At 55.5% G+C, this 16,354-nt stretch carries 14 protein-coding genes; 4 read left to right on the top strand and 10 right to left on the bottom strand.

The window, feature by feature from the left end:
- Nucleotides 1-100: 100 nt before the first annotated feature.
- Entirely contained in the window at nucleotides 101-1,303 is a 1,203-nt protein-coding gene (gltS, locus tag ABLU96_RS11395) for a sodium/glutamate symporter (RefSeq protein ID WP_064406693.1), read from the bottom strand.
- A 287-nt stretch (nucleotides 1,304-1,590) separates the two neighbouring features.
- Between gltS and ABLU96_RS11390 the strand changes: the two genes are divergently transcribed.
- The 4 genes from ABLU96_RS11390 (at nucleotide 1,591) to ABLU96_RS11375 (ending at nucleotide 8,110) form a co-directional block, all read left to right on the top strand.
- Nucleotides 1,591-2,982: a uracil-xanthine permease family protein gene (locus ABLU96_RS11390; protein WP_049084478.1), complete on the top strand. Its 1,392-nt coding sequence runs from the start codon at nucleotides 1,591-1,593 to the stop codon at nucleotides 2,980-2,982.
- 145 nt (nucleotides 2,983-3,127) lie between these two features.
- The gene (locus ABLU96_RS11385; RefSeq protein ID WP_048262754.1) at nucleotides 3,128-4,843 is read left to right on the top strand and encodes an AsmA family protein; all 1,716 of its coding nucleotides are present in this window, start codon (nucleotides 3,128-3,130) and stop codon (nucleotides 4,841-4,843) included.
- A gap of 314 nt (nucleotides 4,844-5,157) precedes the next feature.
- Nucleotides 5,158-6,717, top strand: a complete 1,560-nt coding sequence (locus tag ABLU96_RS11380) for a PTS transporter subunit EIIC (protein WP_032718820.1) — start codon at nucleotides 5,158-5,160, stop codon at nucleotides 6,715-6,717.
- 13 nt (nucleotides 6,718-6,730) lie between these two features.
- Nucleotides 6,731-8,110 carry a glycoside hydrolase gene (locus ABLU96_RS11375; RefSeq protein WP_048262757.1) on the top strand — a complete coding sequence of 460 codons (1,380 nt, stop codon included), beginning with the start codon at nucleotides 6,731-6,733 and terminating at the stop codon, nucleotides 8,108-8,110.
- 80 nt (nucleotides 8,111-8,190) lie between these two features.
- Here ABLU96_RS11375 and ABLU96_RS11370 read toward each other — a convergent pair whose 3' ends face one another.
- The 9 genes from ABLU96_RS11370 to ABLU96_RS11330 form a co-directional block, all read right to left on the bottom strand.
- Nucleotides 8,191-8,922 carry an SIS domain-containing protein gene (locus tag ABLU96_RS11370; protein ID WP_014227266.1) on the bottom strand — a complete coding sequence of 244 codons (732 nt, stop codon included), beginning with the start codon at nucleotides 8,920-8,922 and terminating at the stop codon, nucleotides 8,191-8,193.
- Nucleotides 8,923-9,080: 158 nt separating this feature from the next.
- Nucleotides 9,081-9,755 (bottom strand): D-lyxose/D-mannose family sugar isomerase, encoded by a 675-nt coding sequence (locus ABLU96_RS11365; protein ID WP_057173999.1) that lies wholly within the window; start codon nucleotides 9,753-9,755, stop codon nucleotides 9,081-9,083.
- Nucleotides 9,736-10,668: an ROK family protein gene (locus tag ABLU96_RS11360; protein ID WP_064405997.1), complete on the bottom strand. Its 933-nt coding sequence runs from the start codon at nucleotides 10,666-10,668 to the stop codon at nucleotides 9,736-9,738. Before ABLU96_RS11360 ends, ABLU96_RS11365 begins: the two co-directional genes overlap by 20 nt.
- 50 nt (nucleotides 10,669-10,718) lie before the next feature.
- Nucleotides 10,719-11,579 carry a ketose-bisphosphate aldolase gene (locus ABLU96_RS11355; RefSeq protein WP_004855534.1) on the bottom strand — a complete coding sequence of 287 codons (861 nt, stop codon included), beginning with the start codon at nucleotides 11,577-11,579 and terminating at the stop codon, nucleotides 10,719-10,721.
- A gap of 80 nt (nucleotides 11,580-11,659) precedes the next feature.
- Nucleotides 11,660-12,511 (bottom strand): class II fructose-bisphosphate aldolase, encoded by an 852-nt coding sequence (locus ABLU96_RS11350; protein WP_025107611.1) that lies wholly within the window; start codon nucleotides 12,509-12,511, stop codon nucleotides 11,660-11,662.
- An 11-nt stretch (nucleotides 12,512-12,522) separates the two neighbouring features.
- On the bottom strand, nucleotides 12,523-13,614 hold the full coding sequence (locus ABLU96_RS11345; RefSeq protein ID WP_064406000.1) for a PTS fructose transporter subunit IIC: 1,092 nt from the start codon (nucleotides 13,612-13,614) through the stop codon (nucleotides 12,523-12,525).
- Nucleotides 13,615-13,637: 23 nt separating this feature from the next.
- Nucleotides 13,638-13,952, bottom strand: coding sequence for a fructose PTS transporter subunit IIB (locus ABLU96_RS11340; protein ID WP_004126741.1), 315 nt, complete (start codon nucleotides 13,950-13,952; stop codon nucleotides 13,638-13,640).
- Nucleotides 13,953-13,973: 21 nt separating this feature from the next.
- Nucleotides 13,974-14,444, bottom strand: coding sequence for a fructose PTS transporter subunit IIA (locus ABLU96_RS11335; RefSeq protein WP_004126743.1), 471 nt, complete (start codon nucleotides 14,442-14,444; stop codon nucleotides 13,974-13,976).
- A gap of 10 nt (nucleotides 14,445-14,454) precedes the next feature.
- On the bottom strand, nucleotides 14,455-16,026 hold the full coding sequence (locus ABLU96_RS11330) for a transcription antiterminator (protein WP_032751857.1): 1,572 nt from the start codon (nucleotides 16,024-16,026) through the stop codon (nucleotides 14,455-14,457).
- Nucleotides 16,027-16,354: the final 328 nt, after the last annotated feature.

Below are 16,354 nucleotides of genomic sequence, written 5' to 3'. Positions count from 1 at the left end.
TATAAATCCCGGGGTATCCCCGGGTTGCGGCGTAAACGCCTTACCCGGGCTACCGCCCGCAGACCGCACAACCCTGTAGCGCACCGCCTCCGGGTTTTTATCAGCCAAATACCGGCAGCAGCAGATAGAGCTTAATCACCAGCGCGTTAACGATATCGATAAAGAACGCACCCACCATCGGCACCACCAGAAACGCCATGTGCGACGGACCGAAACGGTCGGTAATCGCCTGCATGTTGGCAATCGCCGTCGGCGTCGCGCCGAGGCCGAAACCACAGTGGCCGGCGGCCAGCACCGCGGCATCGTAGTTTTTGCCCATCATCCGGTAGGTCACAAACACCGCATACAGCGCCATAGCCACTGCCTGAACCGCCAGAATAATAATCATCGGCAGCGCCAGCGACGCCAGCTCCCACAGCTTCAGGCTCATCAGGGCCATCGCCAGGAACAGCGACAGACTGACGTTACCCAGCACCGACACCGCGCGGTCGAACACGCGGTACAGGCCCAGCGCCGACAGGCTATTGCTCAGGATCACGCCGATAAACAGCACGCAAACGAAGGTGGGCAGTTCAAATACGGTTCCCGCCAGCAGTTGCGCAACGATCTTCCCTACCGTCAAACAGATGGCGATCAGCGCGATGCTCTCAATCAGCACCAGCGATGTGATCATGCGCCCCATATCCGGCTTTTCAAACGCGGTCGGCGCGAGCTGATCGTCCGGCGTACCGTCCGGGGAGGAAGAGTGCTTAACCAGATAGCGCGCCACCGGTCCGCCGATCAGGCCGCCCAGGACGAGGCCGAAGGTTGCGCAAGCCATGGCCACTTCGGTAGCGTTGGCAAAGCCATAGCGTTCAACAAACAATTTACTCCACGCCGCGCCGGTACCGTGGCCGCCGGAAAGGGTAATCGAACCGGCCAGCAGCCCCATCAGCGGGTCGAGGCCAAGCAGCTTCGCCATGCCGATTCCGAGCGCGTTTTGCAGCAGCAGCAGCCCCACCACCACAATCAGGAACGTCCCCAGCACTTTGCCGCCGGAGCGCAGGCTGGCGAGGTTGGCGTTCAGGCCGATAGTGGCAAAGAAAGCCAGCATCAGCGGATCTTTGAAGCTCATATCGAAATCGATTTCGATATCCATGCTTTTCTTTAATACCAGCAGCGCCAGCGCGACCAGCAGGCCGCCCGCAACGGGTTCAGGAATGGTGTATTTCTTCAGGAAAGGGACGGTTTGAACGAGTTTTCTACCCAGTAGCAACACGAGTGTTGCGGCAACGAGCGTCGATAAGGTATCGAGATGAAACATAAAAAAGAGCTCCTTATAGGCGCATGATCCATTCACACGCGACGGTATTCCCGGTGTCGATTGCTTCTCATCATGAGTAATCGGGAAGGGATTTTAAGCAGAAGTACGGAAAAAAGGACAGAAAAAGATATTTTGTAGGGATAATGATGCGATCAAGCATACAAAATGTTAATAAATATTTGACACTTATTCCCTGCTTAAATATTTGCCGCTAAAGAGTGGCAAACGTTTGCTTTTGGTCTACAGTCCGATAAAATCCCCGCTTTGCCACCTTTGGGATTGTTGTGATGTCCGTTAACACCGCAGAATCAGAAAATGCGCAACCGGTTGCGCATAAGCAAACCAGCGAATTAATCTACCGCCTTGAAGACCGCCCGCCGCTACCGCAAACCCTGTTCGCCGCTTTCCAGCACCTGCTGGCGATGTTTGTCGCGGTCATCACTCCGGCGCTGTTAATTTGCCAGGCTCTGGGCCTTCCGGCTCAGGATACGCAACACATCATCAGCATGTCCCTGTTCGCCTCCGGCGTGGCCTCCATCATTCAAATTAAAGCCTGGGGCCCGGTGGGGTCTGGTCTGCTCTCGATTCAGGGCACCAGTTTTAACTTCGTCGCGCCGCTGATTATGGGCGGGACCGCCTTGAAAACCGGCGGCGCCGATGTTCCGACCATGATGGCCGCGCTGTTCGGCACCCTGATGCTGGCCAGCTGCACAGAGATGGTTCTCTCCCGCGTTCTGCATCTCGCCCGCCGCATTATTACCCCGCTGGTCTCCGGTGTGGTGGTGATGATTATCGGCCTGTCGCTGATTCAGGTTGGCCTGACCTCCATCGGCGGCGGCTATGCCGCCATGGCCGACCACACCTTCGGCGCGCCAAAAAACCTGCTGCTGGCAGGGATCGTGCTGGCGCTGATTATTATCCTTAACCGCCAGCGCAACCCGTACCTGCGCATCGCTTCGCTGGTTATCGCGATGGCGGCCGGCTACCTGGCGGCATGGCTGCTCGATATGCTGCCGGCCAATGCCGCGCCGACGGAAAGCAGCCTGATTATGGTACCCACGCCGCTGTACTACGGGCTGGGCATCGACTGGAACCTGCTGCTGCCGCTGATGCTGGTGTTTATGATTACCTCGCTGGAAACCATCGGCGATATTACCGCCACCTCTGACGTCTCCGAGCAGCCGGTTTCCGGCCCGCTATATATGAAGCGTCTGAAGGGCGGCGTGCTGGCCAACGGTCTGAACTCGTTTGTTTCGGCGGTATTCAACACCTTCCCGAACTCCTGCTTTGGCCAGAACAACGGCGTGATACAGCTGACCGGCGTCGCCAGCCGCTATGTCGGTTTCGTGGTCGCACTGATGCTGATCGTGCTCGGCCTGTTCCCGGCGGTAAGCGGCTTCGTGCAGCATATTCCTGAGCCGGTGCTCGGCGGCGCGACGCTGGTGATGTTCGGCACCATTGCCGCCTCCGGCGTGCGTATCGTCTCCCGCGAGCCGCTGAACCGCCGCGCGATCCTGATTATCGCCCTGTCGCTGGCCGTCGGCCTCGGCGTTTCCCAGCAGCCGCTGATCCTGCAGTTCGCCCCTGACTGGCTGAAGAATCTGCTCTCCTCCGGTATCGCTGCTGGCGGCATCACGGCGATTATTCTGAATCTGATTTTCCCGCCAGAGAAAAACTGATCCTTTCTGACGCTCCGGCCACGCGATGCTGGCCGGAGCGTCAGCATCATCAACCTCACATCATCTCATTACACAATTCCTGTCTTGAGGATTGCGCATAATTCGGGCATAACAGCCTTATGTGCCTCGCTCAGGATCGAAGACCATGAAATTTCTCAGAAAGCTGATTCTCTGGCTGCTGATTGCCCTGCTGGTGGTGATTATTGCCGCTTACTTCCTGCTGCAAACCCAGTGGGGCGGGCGCCAGGCCAGCGCCTGGCTAAGCGACGGTACCGGCTGGAAGGTCTCTTTCAACAAGATGGACCATAATTTCTCCTCGCCACTGCACCTGCAGCTGCAAAACGTCACCCTCGGACGCGACGGCAAACCCGCCACGCTGGTGGCGCAAACGGTGGATATCGGGTTTAGCAGCCGCCAGTTTAGCGACCCGCTGCATGCTGACGAAATCGTCCTCAGCGACGGCACGCTGAACTTCTCCCCTTCTTCCGCGGCTCTGCCATTCGCCGCCGACCGTCTCCAGTTGCGCAATATGGCGTTCAATAGCCCTGAGAGCGACTGGGATCTGAGCGCGCAGCGCGTCACCGGCGGCGTCAGCCCGTGGGCGCCGGAAGCGGGCAACGTGCTCGGCAAGAAAACGCAGATTCAGATGAGCGCCGGGTCGATGACGCTCAACGGTATTGAAGCCAGCAACGTGCTGATTCAGGGGAATATTGATAACGGCGAAGTGTCCCTCTCGACCATTGGCGCGGACGTCGCCCGCGGTACGCTCACCGGCACGGCGAAACGCAGCGCCGACGGCGGCTGGCAGGTCGATAATTTGCGGCTCAATGAGATTCGCCTGCAAAGCGATAAATCACTCGCCGACTTTTTCGCGCCGCTGACCACCCTGCCGTCACTACAGATTGGCCGCCTTGATGTAACCGACGCCAGCCTGCAGGGGCCTGACTGGGCGATCGCCGGCCTCGATCTTAACCTGCGCAACCTCACCCTGAGCCGCGGCGACTGGCAAAGCCAGGAGGGTACGCTGTCGATGAACGCAAACGAGTTCATTTACGGCTCGCTGCATTTCCTCGACCCGATCCTTAACGCCGGGTTCTCGCCGCAGGGCATCGCGCTGCGCCAGTTCACCTCACGCTGGGAGGGCGGGATGGTGCGCACGTCCGGCAACTGGCTGCGCGCCGGCCATGCGCTGGTGCTGGATGACGCGGCGTTCGCCGGGCTGGAATATACGCTGCCAACCAACTGGAAGCAGCTGTGGATGGCGCCGCTGCCCGACTGGCTGCAAAGCCTGACGCTGAGAAAGTTCAGCGCCAGCCGCAACCTGATTATCGATATTGAACCGGCGTTCCCGTGGCAAATCACCGCGCTCGACGGCTACGGCGGCGAGCTGCAGCTGGTGAAAAACCGCAGCTGGGGCGTGTGGAGCGGTAGCGCGACGCTGAACGCCGCCGCCGCGACCTTTAATCGTATTGATGTCCGCCGCCCGTCGCTGAAGCTGAGCGCCAATGCCTCCACGGTGAACGTTAACGAGCTCAGCGCCTTTACCGAGCGAGGGATCCTGCAAGCCACCGCGGCGGTGTCGCAGCTCCCGCAGCGCCTGGTCAACCTGAGCCTGAACGGTCGCGGCGTGCCGCTGAATATTTTGCAGGCATGGGGATGGCCCGCGCTGCCGGTTTCCGGCGACGGTAACCTTCAGCTGACGGCGACCGGCAGCGTGCTGGCGGATGCGCCGCTGAAGCCGACCGTCAACGGCCAGCTGAGCGCGATAAATATGGAAAAACAGCTGGTGGCGCAGGTGATGCGCAACGGGGAGGTCACTAGCACCCAGCCCCCTTCAGCGCCGGCGACAACGACGCCCTGACTTTCCCCCTCCCTCTCCCCCCACGGGAGAGGGGCCTGTTCCCTTCGCGAAACCTGTTGCCATTAAGCGGCTGTTTGTACCTATTTCCCGCAACCTGTTCCTTTCAAATAGCGGACTTGCTATAACAAAAATACTGGAAGTTAAAAAAATAATTAAAGTCCCTGAACCTATACCCAAAATAATTCGAGTTGCTTAAAGGCGGCAAGGGAGTGAGTCCCCAGGAGCATAGATAACTATGTGACTGGGGTGAGCGAGCGTAGCTAACACATAAGCAACTTGAAGTATGACGGGTATACAAAAATAAAGGAACGACCATGTCTGTAATACGTCAACGTATTCTGGAGAATATGCAAAAATTCTCCAGAGCAATGATCGGTGCAGTATTGTTCTTGCCGGTCATCGGCTTAATTTTGGCACTCAGTTCAGTCTTAACCAACCCAACATTAATTTCGGAGACCAGCTTTTTACACCAGCTCGGACAACTGCTCGGCGATACCTTCTGGCCTTTATTCGGCAATCTGGGATTACTTTTTTGCGTCGGCATCAGCTATGGCCTGGCAAAAGATAAAAAAACCGAAGTGGCGCTGGTGTCGGTGATGTGTTTTATCATGTTTCTTGGCGCCAACCACTCGTGGCTGGAGCATACCCACGGACTCGCGGAAAAAATTAACGGCGAATATTACGGTACCGGGCAGACTCAGCTGCTGGGGTTTGTGGTAGTCGATATGGGGGTCTTCCTCGGGATTATTCTCGGCTGCACCATCGCCTGGGTGCATAACAAAGTGTCGACGATTGAACTGCCCGGCGCGCTCTCCATGTACGGCGGAGCCAAGCTGACGCTGGTGGCGATGACCCCGGTCGTCATTTTCTACGCCATCGCCTTTACCTGGATCTGGCCGTTTATGACCCACGGCATTGCGGCGCTGACCGGCTTTATGAAAAACGCCGGCGTGGCGGGGGTCTTCGTCTACGGCTTCTTTGAAAAATTCCTCATCCCCACCGGCCTGCACCACTTCGTCTGGTCGCCGTTCCAGCTCACGCAAATCGGCGGTACGCTGAACGTCGACGGCCAGGTCGTCTCCGGCACCCAGGCGATTTTCCTCGCCTATATGCGCCACCCGGATTTAACCCCGGTGATGAACGAGGCGCTGCGTTTCTCGCAGCAGGGGATGACCACTATCTTCGGCCTGGCCGGCGCCTCGCTGGCGTTCTACCACACGGCGAAACCGGAGAAAAAAATGATGGCCAAAGCAATTCTGCTACCGGCCATTATCACCTCTATGCTCACCGGCATCACCGAGCCGATTGAGTTTACCTTCCTGTTTGTTTCGCCGCTGCTGTGGGTGATCCACGCCACGTTAACCGCGGCCTCGCAGGCGATTTGCGACATCTTTACCGTGCGTCCCTGGGGCGCTTCCGGGCTGATTGAGTTCCTGATTTACAACCTGCCGCTGCCGGTCTCCCTGACCCGCTGGCCCGGCTACGTGCTTATCGGGATTGGTCAGTTCGCCGTCTACTACGTTATCTTCCGCACGCTGGTCGTTAAGTTGAATCTTAAAACCCCGGGTCGTGAAGACGATGAAAACGTGAAGTTATATAGCAAGGCTGATTACCGAAAAAAAATGGGCGAACCGCAGTCGGTGACCAACGAGATTATTAATGGTCTGGGTGGTAAAGAGAACATTATTTCCGTCGACAACTGTTTTACCCGCCTGCGCGTCGCTATTCATAATATGGATCTGGTTGACGATGCGATATTAAAAAGCACCGGCGCAAACGGCGTAGTACGAAATCGAAATGAAGTTCAGGTTATTTACGGCGTCAAAGTGGGACAGGTTCGTTCCCGGGTTGATAGCTGGCTAGCAGAAAATTAATTGGGAGTGATTTATGAAATTAACCGTATTAGGCGGGGGCGGCGTTCGCTCTGCGTTTCTGGCGAAATCTCTGGCATATAACGCGCATCGCATTGGTTTAACGGAAGTGGTCTTTCTCGACAGCTCCGCGGAGAATCTGACAATATTCGGCGAGATCGCCCGCTATGTGTTTAATGCCATTCGCCCGGATATTCATTTCAGCGTAACCAGCGACCCGGTGCCGGCGCTAAAAAATAGCCACTATGTGATAACCACCCTGCGGGTGGGCGGCGATGAGAGCCGGATCCGCGACGAGCGTATCGCCCTGGCGCACAACACGCTGGGCCAGGAGACCACCGGCGCGGGCGGTTTCGCCATGGCGATGCGTTCCATTCCGGCGATTCTTCACTACTGCCGCCTGATTGAAGAGCACGCCGCCGAAGATGCCATTCTGTTTAACTTCACCAACCCGTCAGGGCTGGTCACCGAGGCGATTATCAAATCCGGCTTTAAGCGTCGGGTGTACGGCATCTGCGATGCCCCGTCGGAACTGATTCGCGAGCTGCCCGAGATCCTCGGCTGCGACGAGCGCGATCTCGGCGTCGAGTGCTACGGGCTGAACCACTTCTCCTGGTTTACCCATTTCACCGTGCGCGGCGAGGATGTCACCGAGCGCCTGATCGCCAGCCCGGACCTGTATCGCAAGACGGCGATGCAGTACTTTTCGCCGGAGCTGGTTCAGCTATGCGATAAGCAGCTGCTTAATGAATATCTTTACTACTACTACTATCGCGAAGTGGCTTTGAAAGCGATTCAGAACGCGCCGGAAACCCGCGGCGAGCAAATTGCCCGCATCAATCACGATATGCGCGAAGCGCTGCTGACCGTTGATGTCAAAGCCAACCCGGAAGCGGCGTTTACCATCTGGATGAAGCACTATCTGCGCCGGGAAAATAGCTATATGCAGAACGAGTCGCAGCAGGAAAAATTCCATACCCGCGAGCCGTTGACCTTAAAGCAGTTTATCGAGGAGCCGGATACCGGCGGCTACGCGGGCGTGGCGCTGGATATTCTGGAGGCGGTCAACAGCACCACCACCAAGCGCATCGTGGTATCGATGCCCAACAACGGCACGCTGGACTTCCTGCGCCCGGACGATGTGATTGAGATCAGCTGCGACCTGAGCAAAGAGGGCCTGAAGCCGGTGACGCCGAAGCATGTGCCGACGGCGCAGAAGAATATGATCGCCAGCGTGAAAGAGTATGAGCGGCTGGCGGTGGCGGCCATTCTGCAGCGCGATAAATCGCTGGCGGTACGGGCGCTGATGGCGCATCCGCTGATCGGCTCTTATTCGCTGGCAAAAACGCTGGTTGAAGCCTATCTCGACGATAAGCAGTTCGCCGACTGGCAATAAACGCCCGGTGAAATCCCCCGGATGGCGGCTAACGCCTTATCCGGGCTACCGGATCGCAGCCGGTAGCCCGGACAGGCGCCTCAGGCGCCGCCTCCGGGGATCCCCGTCTGCATAAACCACATCTTCAGCAGCCGCTCAAAGCCGAGTATGCAGTAGCCAAAAAAGGGGTTACTCCAGTAAATATCATCATCGAACTTCTGCGGATCATGGATGATAAACGCCGTATCCGCCGCCTGCGCCAGCGGGCTTTGATAATCGCCGGTAAAGCAGACCAGGTTAATCTCTTTCCCTTCCAGCGCCTTCACCCAGTTCAGCGCCGAACTGCTGCGTCCGGATTTGGAAATAATCCAGATCGAATCAAATTTGGCGGCGTTCTTCTGCTCGAGGATTTCGTAATCCGGCCACAGCGCGAGGCTGGCATTCACCCCGGTCACCAAAAATTTATTATAAATATACTGGGCGATCAGCTGCGAAAAGCCGCTGCCGTGAATCAAAATGCGGTGATGTTGCAGGCTTTCCAGCAATGGCGTTATCCGCTCCACCGGCTGAATGCTCATATAATCGATGTCGTTGGTCACATCGAGTTTGGGCATAGTGATATTGAATTTAATAAAATAGACCAGCTCCAGCCAGCCGCTGAATTTCAGCTTCTTCGCCAGGCGTACCAGCGAAGACGGATTGCTATAACAGTGCTCCGCCACGGCGCGGATCCCTTCGCGAACGCATTGCTCAGGATCGTTCTGAATAAAACGCAGCACGGTCATTTCCGTTTTGCTTAGCTTAACGTCACGAAAGATGTTTTCTAAATCCATACCGGGCTCCTCTCAGCGCTAAACTACGCTATCACCCGGCGGCGCTGGCGTCTGTGGCATCAATCACCAGAATGAAATGAACGTTACTTTTTTAGACAAAATGGAATAAAAAAACCCTCCGTAAGGAGGGTGGTGGATTCGACAACGTCTATCTCTTTTCAGCGCCCGTACTCACTGCACAATAACCATTTTTTCGGTTCATCTTCCTGAATCATCGGGAAGCGACCGCTATCTTCCAGAAAACGGTTGTCGCGCTTATCATCGTTCACCATCGAAATTTCCCAGCCCATCACCAGCGCGTTTTCAGCCCAAAAACGGTGGTACAGCGTGGGAGGCAGGCAAACGCCCTGCCCGGGGTTAAGAACCAGGGTTTCTCCCGGTTTCAGCGTGCGCTGGCGGCCATCAACCGCGACGCTCACGCTGCGCTGCATATCCAGCCGTTCATCTTCTGTCGCCCATGCCAGCTGCAGACAGAGCCGGCCGCCGCCGCGGTTCAGAATATCTTCCATTTTGTGATAATGAAAATGCCAGGGAGTTTGCTGATCCTGCTGAATCTGCAACATCTTCTCGGCGTAGGGCTTGGGATAGCGCGAATCGCCCGGCGCGCCGTTACGCAGGGTCAACAGCGTCAGTCCGGTTTCCTGAAAACGGCCGCTGCCAAAATCGGTAATATCCCAGCCAAGCTGTAGATCCCGAACTTCTCGCCACTCTTCAAACCGCTTTTTCGCCCAGATATCGGCGGTAAAGCAGGCAAACTCGGGTAAGCAAATGCGAAAGGACTCGGCGATAGCATGCGCTTTATCAATCGCGTAGTTAATCTGTGAACGTTTCATTTTCGACTCCGCTGCGGACGGCCAGCCAGGCTGCGCCGCGCATGCCGCTACTGTCACCATGTCGGGCAGGCACGATGGGGGTGGTGAAATGGTCGGTAAACACCAGCGGGGCGACATCCGCCTCCAGGTCGTTCACCAGCAGCGCTACGTTAGACAGACCGCCGCCGAGAACAATCACGCCGGGATCGATAAGATTCACCACCGTCGCCAGCGTCCGCGCCAGCTGCTGGCGAAAGCGCAGCACCTGCTCGCAGGCGGCATGCTCGCCCTCCAGCGCCCGGGCGATAATAGCCTGACTGCTGAGCGCCTGCCGGGTCATCAAACGATAGCGCGCGCTCAGCCCGGTGCCGGAAATAAAGGACTCGACGCAGTTATATTTTCCGCAGTAGCAGCGCTCGGGCGGCCCATCGTTGACCTCCTGATATCCCGGCAGCGTGATATGCCCGCACTCCGCCGCAATCCCTGACGCGCCGGGGAAAATCTGGCGATTAAGCGCAATACCACCCCCGCATCCGGTCCCCAGCGTCATGCCAAATACCAGCGAATAATCGGCACCTGCGCCATCGCAGGCTTCTGATAAGGCGAAACAGTTGCCATCGTTCGCCAGCACAACCGGCTGGCCCAGGCGCTGCTCAAGCTCATCCTGTAAGCGGCAGCCGTTGATGACCTGAATATTGGCATTGCGGATCTTGCTGGTCTGCGGGGAGATACTCCCCGGCAGGGCGATACCGATAGCCAAAGGCTGAGCCAGCTCATCCCCAATCGTGGTGATTAACGCCACCAGCGTTGCGATAAACTGCTGCCGGGTCTGTTTTCGCGTTTCAACGCGAAAACGCTTCCATTCATGGCCTTGTTCATCCATCACTACGGCGGCGATTTTGCTCCCGCCAATATCCAGCCCCAAATACTTCATACCGGCCTCCTTATTCATAGCGAGGCAGGTTTCCCCGCCTCGCCGGGGTATTAGTACAGGCTGGCCTTGCCGGTAGAGCCAAAGAGCTTCATTTTGTGGCGAATCACCTTCCGCGCGGCGTTAATCGGTTCCGGATAAATGACATTCGGATCCCACCATGTCTCTTTTGTCAGAATTTCGCGCACTTTCTGGAAATAGGCATATTTCATATCGCTGGAAATATTGATTTTGCCGACGCCAAGCGTAACGGATTCCGCAATTTCCGCATCCGGATTAGCCGAGCCGCCGTGCAGCACCAGCGGAATCGACAGACGCCCGGCGATATCGCGCAGAATGTGCATCTGCAGCTCCGGCTGCATCCCCTTCGGATAGATACCGTGCGCGGTGCCAATCGCTACCGCCAGCGTATCCACGCCGGTACGGGCGACGAAATCTTCCGCCTGCGCCGGGTCGGTATAGGTGACTTCTGACACGCCGCCTTCCACAGAGGTTCCGGTCTGGCCGATGGTCCCCAGCTCACCTTCGACCGACACCCCCACCGCGTGCGCCAGCCGCACCACTTCGCGGGTCAGGGCCACGTTTTCTTCATAAGGCAGCAGCGAACCATCGATCATGACCGAGGTGAAGCCACACTGAATGGCGCGCAGAACATGTTCCACCGAGGCGCCATGATCCAGATGCAGGGTGAAAGGCACGCGGCTGCGCTGGGTGATATCCCGCACGTAGCTAAAAAACGCGTCGCCAACAAAATCGTGCTCGCTGGGGTGAATGGAAATAATCGCCGGCGTATTTGTCGCTTCCGCCTCTTCCACCACGGCGCGAATAAAACAGCTATCCGCCACGTTAAATGCGCCGATAGCAAAACCATGTTCACGGGTGGGTTTAAGTAATTCGTGCATTGAAACTAACATCGTTATTCTCCAGTTTCAGGGTGTGGTAAGCCCTGCCAGGGCATACGGGCGCCGGCATGGAAGGCCTTACTGAGATTTAATCAGGCTTTGTTGATTGAGCCGGATGCGTGTAAATAGGGAACGATGGCGTCAGCGCTGGCCTGCTCCATCACCGATAGCGCATCGGCCAGCTCAATGGTGCTGTCGTGGCACAGGGTGTGCAGCAGCGCCGCTTTCCCCGCTTCAAATACCGCCGCCCCAACGTTGATTTTTGCGACCCCGAATTCCGGGCAACGTTGCAGCTGCTCGAACGGCGTACCGCTCCCGCCGTGCAGCGCCAGCGGCACGGATGACGCGCGCTGTATCTGCGCCAGGCGGTCGAAATCGAGCTTCGGTTTTACGCCGGGGGCGTACATACCGTGGGCGGTTCCCACGGAGACCGCCAGCAGATCAATCCCGGTCTGTTCGATAAAGGGAGGGACGTCCTGCGGCTGGGTCATTAAATCGGCATTGCTGGCCTGGTCGTAGCGCGGCGCATCCGCCAGGTGCCCCAGTTCGCCCTCCACGCACAGCCCAACGCTGGCGGCCAGTTCAGCGACCTCTCGGGTCTGGCGGATGTTCTCCGCCAGCGCGAACGCCGAAGCATCGATCATTAACCCGCTAAATCCGGCGCGGAAAGCCTGACGTATTTTTATCGGCTCTTTGCCGTGATCGAGACTTAACGTCACGGGTACGCTCGCTTCCTCCGCTAGTACCCTGACTACCGCCGCCGCCGTCGTCGCCGGAAAGTGCGACAGATGCCCCTGATACAGGTTGAGAATAATCGGCGCGCGATGTTTTTCCGCCACGCGCACCGCCGCGCGTGCGCTTTCCAGGTTCATGCAGTTAATCGCCAGCAGGGCATACCGTTCACGCCAGGCTTTGATCACCATACTTTTCATATCGGCAAACATAGGGCCTCCGTTTATTCGAGGGTAAAGGTGATTTCGTCGTCTTTGACCTTTTGGTCGTTCAGCTCATCAAACTCTTCATCGCGCTCGGTTACCGGCTTTTTCCACAGCGAGAGCATCACACCGCAAATCACGGTGCCAATCGCCAGAGAGAGGCAGAACAGCAGGGGATGCGTAAAGAGCGGCACCACAAACATTCCACCGTGCGGCACCGGACTCTCCACGCCCCAGGTCATGATCAGGCCACCGGCCACCGCTGACGCCACCACGCAGGATCCCACGACGCGCAGCAGATCGCGGGCGGCGATGGGGATCACCCCTTCGGTGATCATGCAGATCCCCATCGGGAACGCGGCCTTCAGGGCTTCGCGTTCAGCACGGGTATATTTATGGCGGGTCAGCAGGAACGAGAGGGTGATACCGAACGGCGGGATTATCGAACCCACAAACTTCACCGCTTCCGGGCCGTAAACGCCGCTGACCAGCAGACCATCGGCAAACAGCGACATGGTTTTATTCACCGGACCGCCGAAGTCGAAGGTCGCCATAGCGCCAAGGATGGCGCCCAGCAGGAAACGCGAGCCGCCCTGCATCGACTCCAGCAGGTGAATCAGCGCGTCCTGCAGCCAGGCAATGGGCTTGCCGATCAGGGTCATCATCAGCAAACCGCTAATGATGGTGCTTAATACCGGCAGCACCATAATCGGCATCAGCCCCTGCATCGACTTCGGCAGCCGAATATAGTGTTTTAGCGCCAGTACCGTGTAGCCCACGAGGAAGCCGCCCAGCATGCCGCCAATAAAACCGGTATGAATTTGCCCGCAGACAAAACCCACGATCAAACCCGGAGCGAATCCAGGACGATCGGCAATGGAGTAAGCGATAGCGGCGCAGATCAAGGGCACAATCAGCCCCATTCCCCAGCCGCCGATTTGGTTTAACATCCACGGAATGGTGCCGGTTTTCTCGCCAACGTTCGTCCCGCCAAGGACTTGTCCCAGCGCGATACAGATCCCGGCGGCGACGATCAGCGGTATCATCCATGAAATACCGGTTAATAAATGCTTCTTAATTTCCTGTGAGACGGGAATTTTATTCTCACTCATGGTAGATCCCTCCAGATTAAGGATCAGGCATTCGCTAAGGATTTTTCGACCTTTTCGATAAACTGAATCGGCGACTTAATCACGACTTCCGTTTTTACTCTGACAATCCGTTTATTTTTAAAACGCTCTTCGCCTTTAATTTTCACATCAATGGCAAGAATAACGACATCCGCAGCGTCAATATCTTCCGCCGCCAGTTCATTTTCAGTACCAATGGTTCCCTGGGTTTCGACTTTGACATTGTGGCCCAGCGCTTTCGCGCCTTTAATCAGCTTCTCACGTGCAATATAAGTATGAGCAATACCTGCGGTACAGGCAGCAACACAGACAATATTCATCTCGGACTCCGCTAGTTATTGTTAGTAAATGTCCGACTCGGCATATTGGTTAAACAGATCAATAATCCTCTGCGGACTGGTTTCTTTGAGCAGTTGTTCAATAATGTCATCATCCGCCAGCGCTCCGGCGACCTGGGACAACAGGCGAATATGGGTGGTATTTTGATCTTCCAGACGAACGGCAAATAAAATAATGCAGCGTACCTGGCTGCCGTCCAGCGTTTCCCAGGCGATATCCTGCCGGGTGCGACCAATGGCAAGGGTGGTATTAACAACGGCGGACGACTTTCCATGCGGGATCGCAATATGATTTTCAAACCCCGTTGAGCCTTCCGACTCACGCTGCCAGACATCCTGAATAAAGGTTTCTCGACAGCTTATCGCCCCGTCTTTTTGTAATAAGTCGGTTAACTCCTCGATGGCTTCCGCTTTATTCGTAGCGTGCATATCTAACAAAACGCGTTTGGTGTTTAAAATCCTGGTTATGTCCATATTCTTTACCTCATGGATATAAAACTTCATTATCTACAGCAGATATTGCCGCACGATGTAATTTGTCGGTAACGATTTTTTCCGTAACCCGTCGGATATCGGCATCATTAAAAAATGCGCTAACATAGACTACCGGCAAAGCTATTTCCGGCAGATTGATCGTCGAAATAACCAGTTCAATCTTGTCCTGCGGCTGAAGGGTATGCAGGCTGCTTGCCGAAACCACACCGACGATGGTCCAGTCAGGAAACGCTCTCAACACTCTACTTTTCAACAGGTGAGATGTGCCGATTCCGGTAGAACAAACCAGCAGAACTCGCTTGCTGGCGACCTGTCTTTCCATCGCCGCCTGGAAATGAACGGTGAGATAGCCAATCTCGTCGTCGGAAACCGCACGCTCGCCCCAGCGGCTAAAAACCTGATTGACCGCCCGCTGGGTGAGCGGCCACACGTCCGTCAGCTCGCCCTTGATATCCTCAAGCAGAGGGTTACGAATATAAATCCGAAAATTAAGGCGGTTAATGAGCGGCTTGATATGAATGAGCAGACCATCGTATAACGCGCGATCGGCGGTTAAATCGAGATCAATCATGGTGGAAAAAGCGCTAATCAGACGATCGGTAATTTGTCGGGCCTCATCGCTAGAATGCATATAGCGCACCATGCTGACATCATCTCGCTCTTCCACCACAACGCCAGAGGAGATGATGTACTGATAAATAAACCAGACTTCATCTTCCGGCAGCGAATGGTCAATACGGTGTTCAATTTTTCGCAGCATATTCTGAGCAACGCTAAATATCGTCTCATCAAAAATCTGCTGCCCCTGCTCACGCCGCGGTAAGGCATTCCCACGGGTAATGCGATACATCATAATGAGGATATGGGTAAAAATATTCACATAATACGGTTCGCCTAATGACCAGCACAGCTTGCGCTCCATTTCCTGTAATAATGACTGAACAAATAAAACGTCATCCTCACCAAAATAATGCACCAGCGCTTTATAGCTTCCTGAGTCCAGCCGGGAATGGATAATACAGCCGGGCTCATTATGATTAATCACTCCATTAATTAACGACGCCATCGCCTGGCGGACGCTGTTTTCGCTGCCTTCAATATGCGTCCCGCTCTGGCTACGAATCAGCGTTAAGCCGAGCGGAGCAATCCATGACTCAATAATTTTCAGATCATTAACGATAGATGCACTACTGATAAAATAACGCTCAGAGAGCTTATTAATTGATGTCTCCCGCGGAGTCTCACTTAAGAGCTGCGAAGCAATTTTCACGCGCCGGGAGTTATTCATCATGACATCGCTGTCCTCCCCCTCGTTACTGAGTAATTGGTCTAATTGCAGCAGATCCGTGACATTATCAGCGATCAGCATCACGCCGGTACCTGAGCGTTTGTCGATAGTCATTTTCCACTCAGATAACCACTGTTCTAAAAAGCGTAAATCACGCTGAACCGTTTTTTCTGACACATTTAAATATTCAGCAATTTTCAGCAGCGTAACGTATTCTCTGCGGGGCAGGAGAAATTTCAATAATCTGTTCTGTCGTGAGGTAATCATTTGCATTATTTACCCTTATTGCATACCAGATTAATGTCTGGAGGCCAGCGCGATACCACGCGAGCGCTACATAAATCATTGAGGATAAATATAAGTAGCAGAGGCGTAAACAACAATACTAAATTTTGTCCAGACATCCGGACAGAAATAAAACGAAGAGAGGGATTGAGGAATAATTATAATTCAGATCACATTTCAGGAAGAAATATACGTGATAGCGATCTCAATTCATCATAAGAATATATCCGGGAATGGTTAACCGCCTTTAGCCTGACAGCATTCCCGGAGGCGGCGCTTGACGCGCCTTGTCCGGGCTACGGCGTGCAGACGGCTG

The organism is Klebsiella sp. CN_Kp106, from assembly GCF_040064575.1.
Lineage (GTDB): Bacteria > Pseudomonadota > Gammaproteobacteria > Enterobacterales > Enterobacteriaceae > Klebsiella > Klebsiella michiganensis.
The sequence above is the reverse complement of the archived record's forward strand: the minus strand, read 5'-3'. Positions and strand labels throughout refer to the sequence as shown.

What these genes read in the sequence shown, in the direction of transcription:
- gltS (WP_064406693.1), bottom strand. Translation starts at nt 1,303, where the DNA reads ATGTTTCATCTCGATACCTTATCGACGCTCGTTGCCGCAACACTCGTG.
- ABLU96_RS11390 (WP_049084478.1), top strand. Translation starts at nt 1,591, where the DNA reads ATGTCCGTTAACACCGCAGAATCAGAAAATGCGCAACCGGTTGCGCAT.
- ABLU96_RS11385 (WP_048262754.1), top strand. Translation starts at nt 3,128, where the DNA reads ATGAAATTTCTCAGAAAGCTGATTCTCTGGCTGCTGATTGCCCTGCTG.
- ABLU96_RS11380 (WP_032718820.1), top strand. Translation starts at nt 5,158, where the DNA reads ATGTCTGTAATACGTCAACGTATTCTGGAGAATATGCAAAAATTCTCC.
- ABLU96_RS11375 (WP_048262757.1), top strand. Translation starts at nt 6,731, where the DNA reads ATGAAATTAACCGTATTAGGCGGGGGCGGCGTTCGCTCTGCGTTTCTG.
- ABLU96_RS11370 (WP_014227266.1), bottom strand. Translation starts at nt 8,922, where the DNA reads ATGGATTTAGAAAACATCTTTCGTGACGTTAAGCTAAGCAAAACGGAA.
- ABLU96_RS11365 (WP_057173999.1), bottom strand. Translation starts at nt 9,755, where the DNA reads ATGAAACGTTCACAGATTAACTACGCGATTGATAAAGCGCATGCTATC.
- ABLU96_RS11360 (WP_064405997.1), bottom strand. Translation starts at nt 10,668, where the DNA reads ATGAAGTATTTGGGGCTGGATATTGGCGGGAGCAAAATCGCCGCCGTA.
- ABLU96_RS11355 (WP_004855534.1), bottom strand. Translation starts at nt 11,579, where the DNA reads ATGTTAGTTTCAATGCACGAATTACTTAAACCCACCCGTGAACATGGT.
- ABLU96_RS11350 (WP_025107611.1), bottom strand. Translation starts at nt 12,511, where the DNA reads ATGTTTGCCGATATGAAAAGTATGGTGATCAAAGCCTGGCGTGAACGG.
- ABLU96_RS11345 (WP_064406000.1), bottom strand. Translation starts at nt 13,614, where the DNA reads ATGAGTGAGAATAAAATTCCCGTCTCACAGGAAATTAAGAAGCATTTA.
- ABLU96_RS11340 (WP_004126741.1), bottom strand. Translation starts at nt 13,952, where the DNA reads ATGAATATTGTCTGTGTTGCTGCCTGTACCGCAGGTATTGCTCATACT.
- ABLU96_RS11335 (WP_004126743.1), bottom strand. Translation starts at nt 14,444, where the DNA reads ATGGACATAACCAGGATTTTAAACACCAAACGCGTTTTGTTAGATATG.
- ABLU96_RS11330 (WP_032751857.1), bottom strand. Translation starts at nt 16,026, where the DNA reads ATGCAAATGATTACCTCACGACAGAACAGATTATTGAAATTTCTCCTG.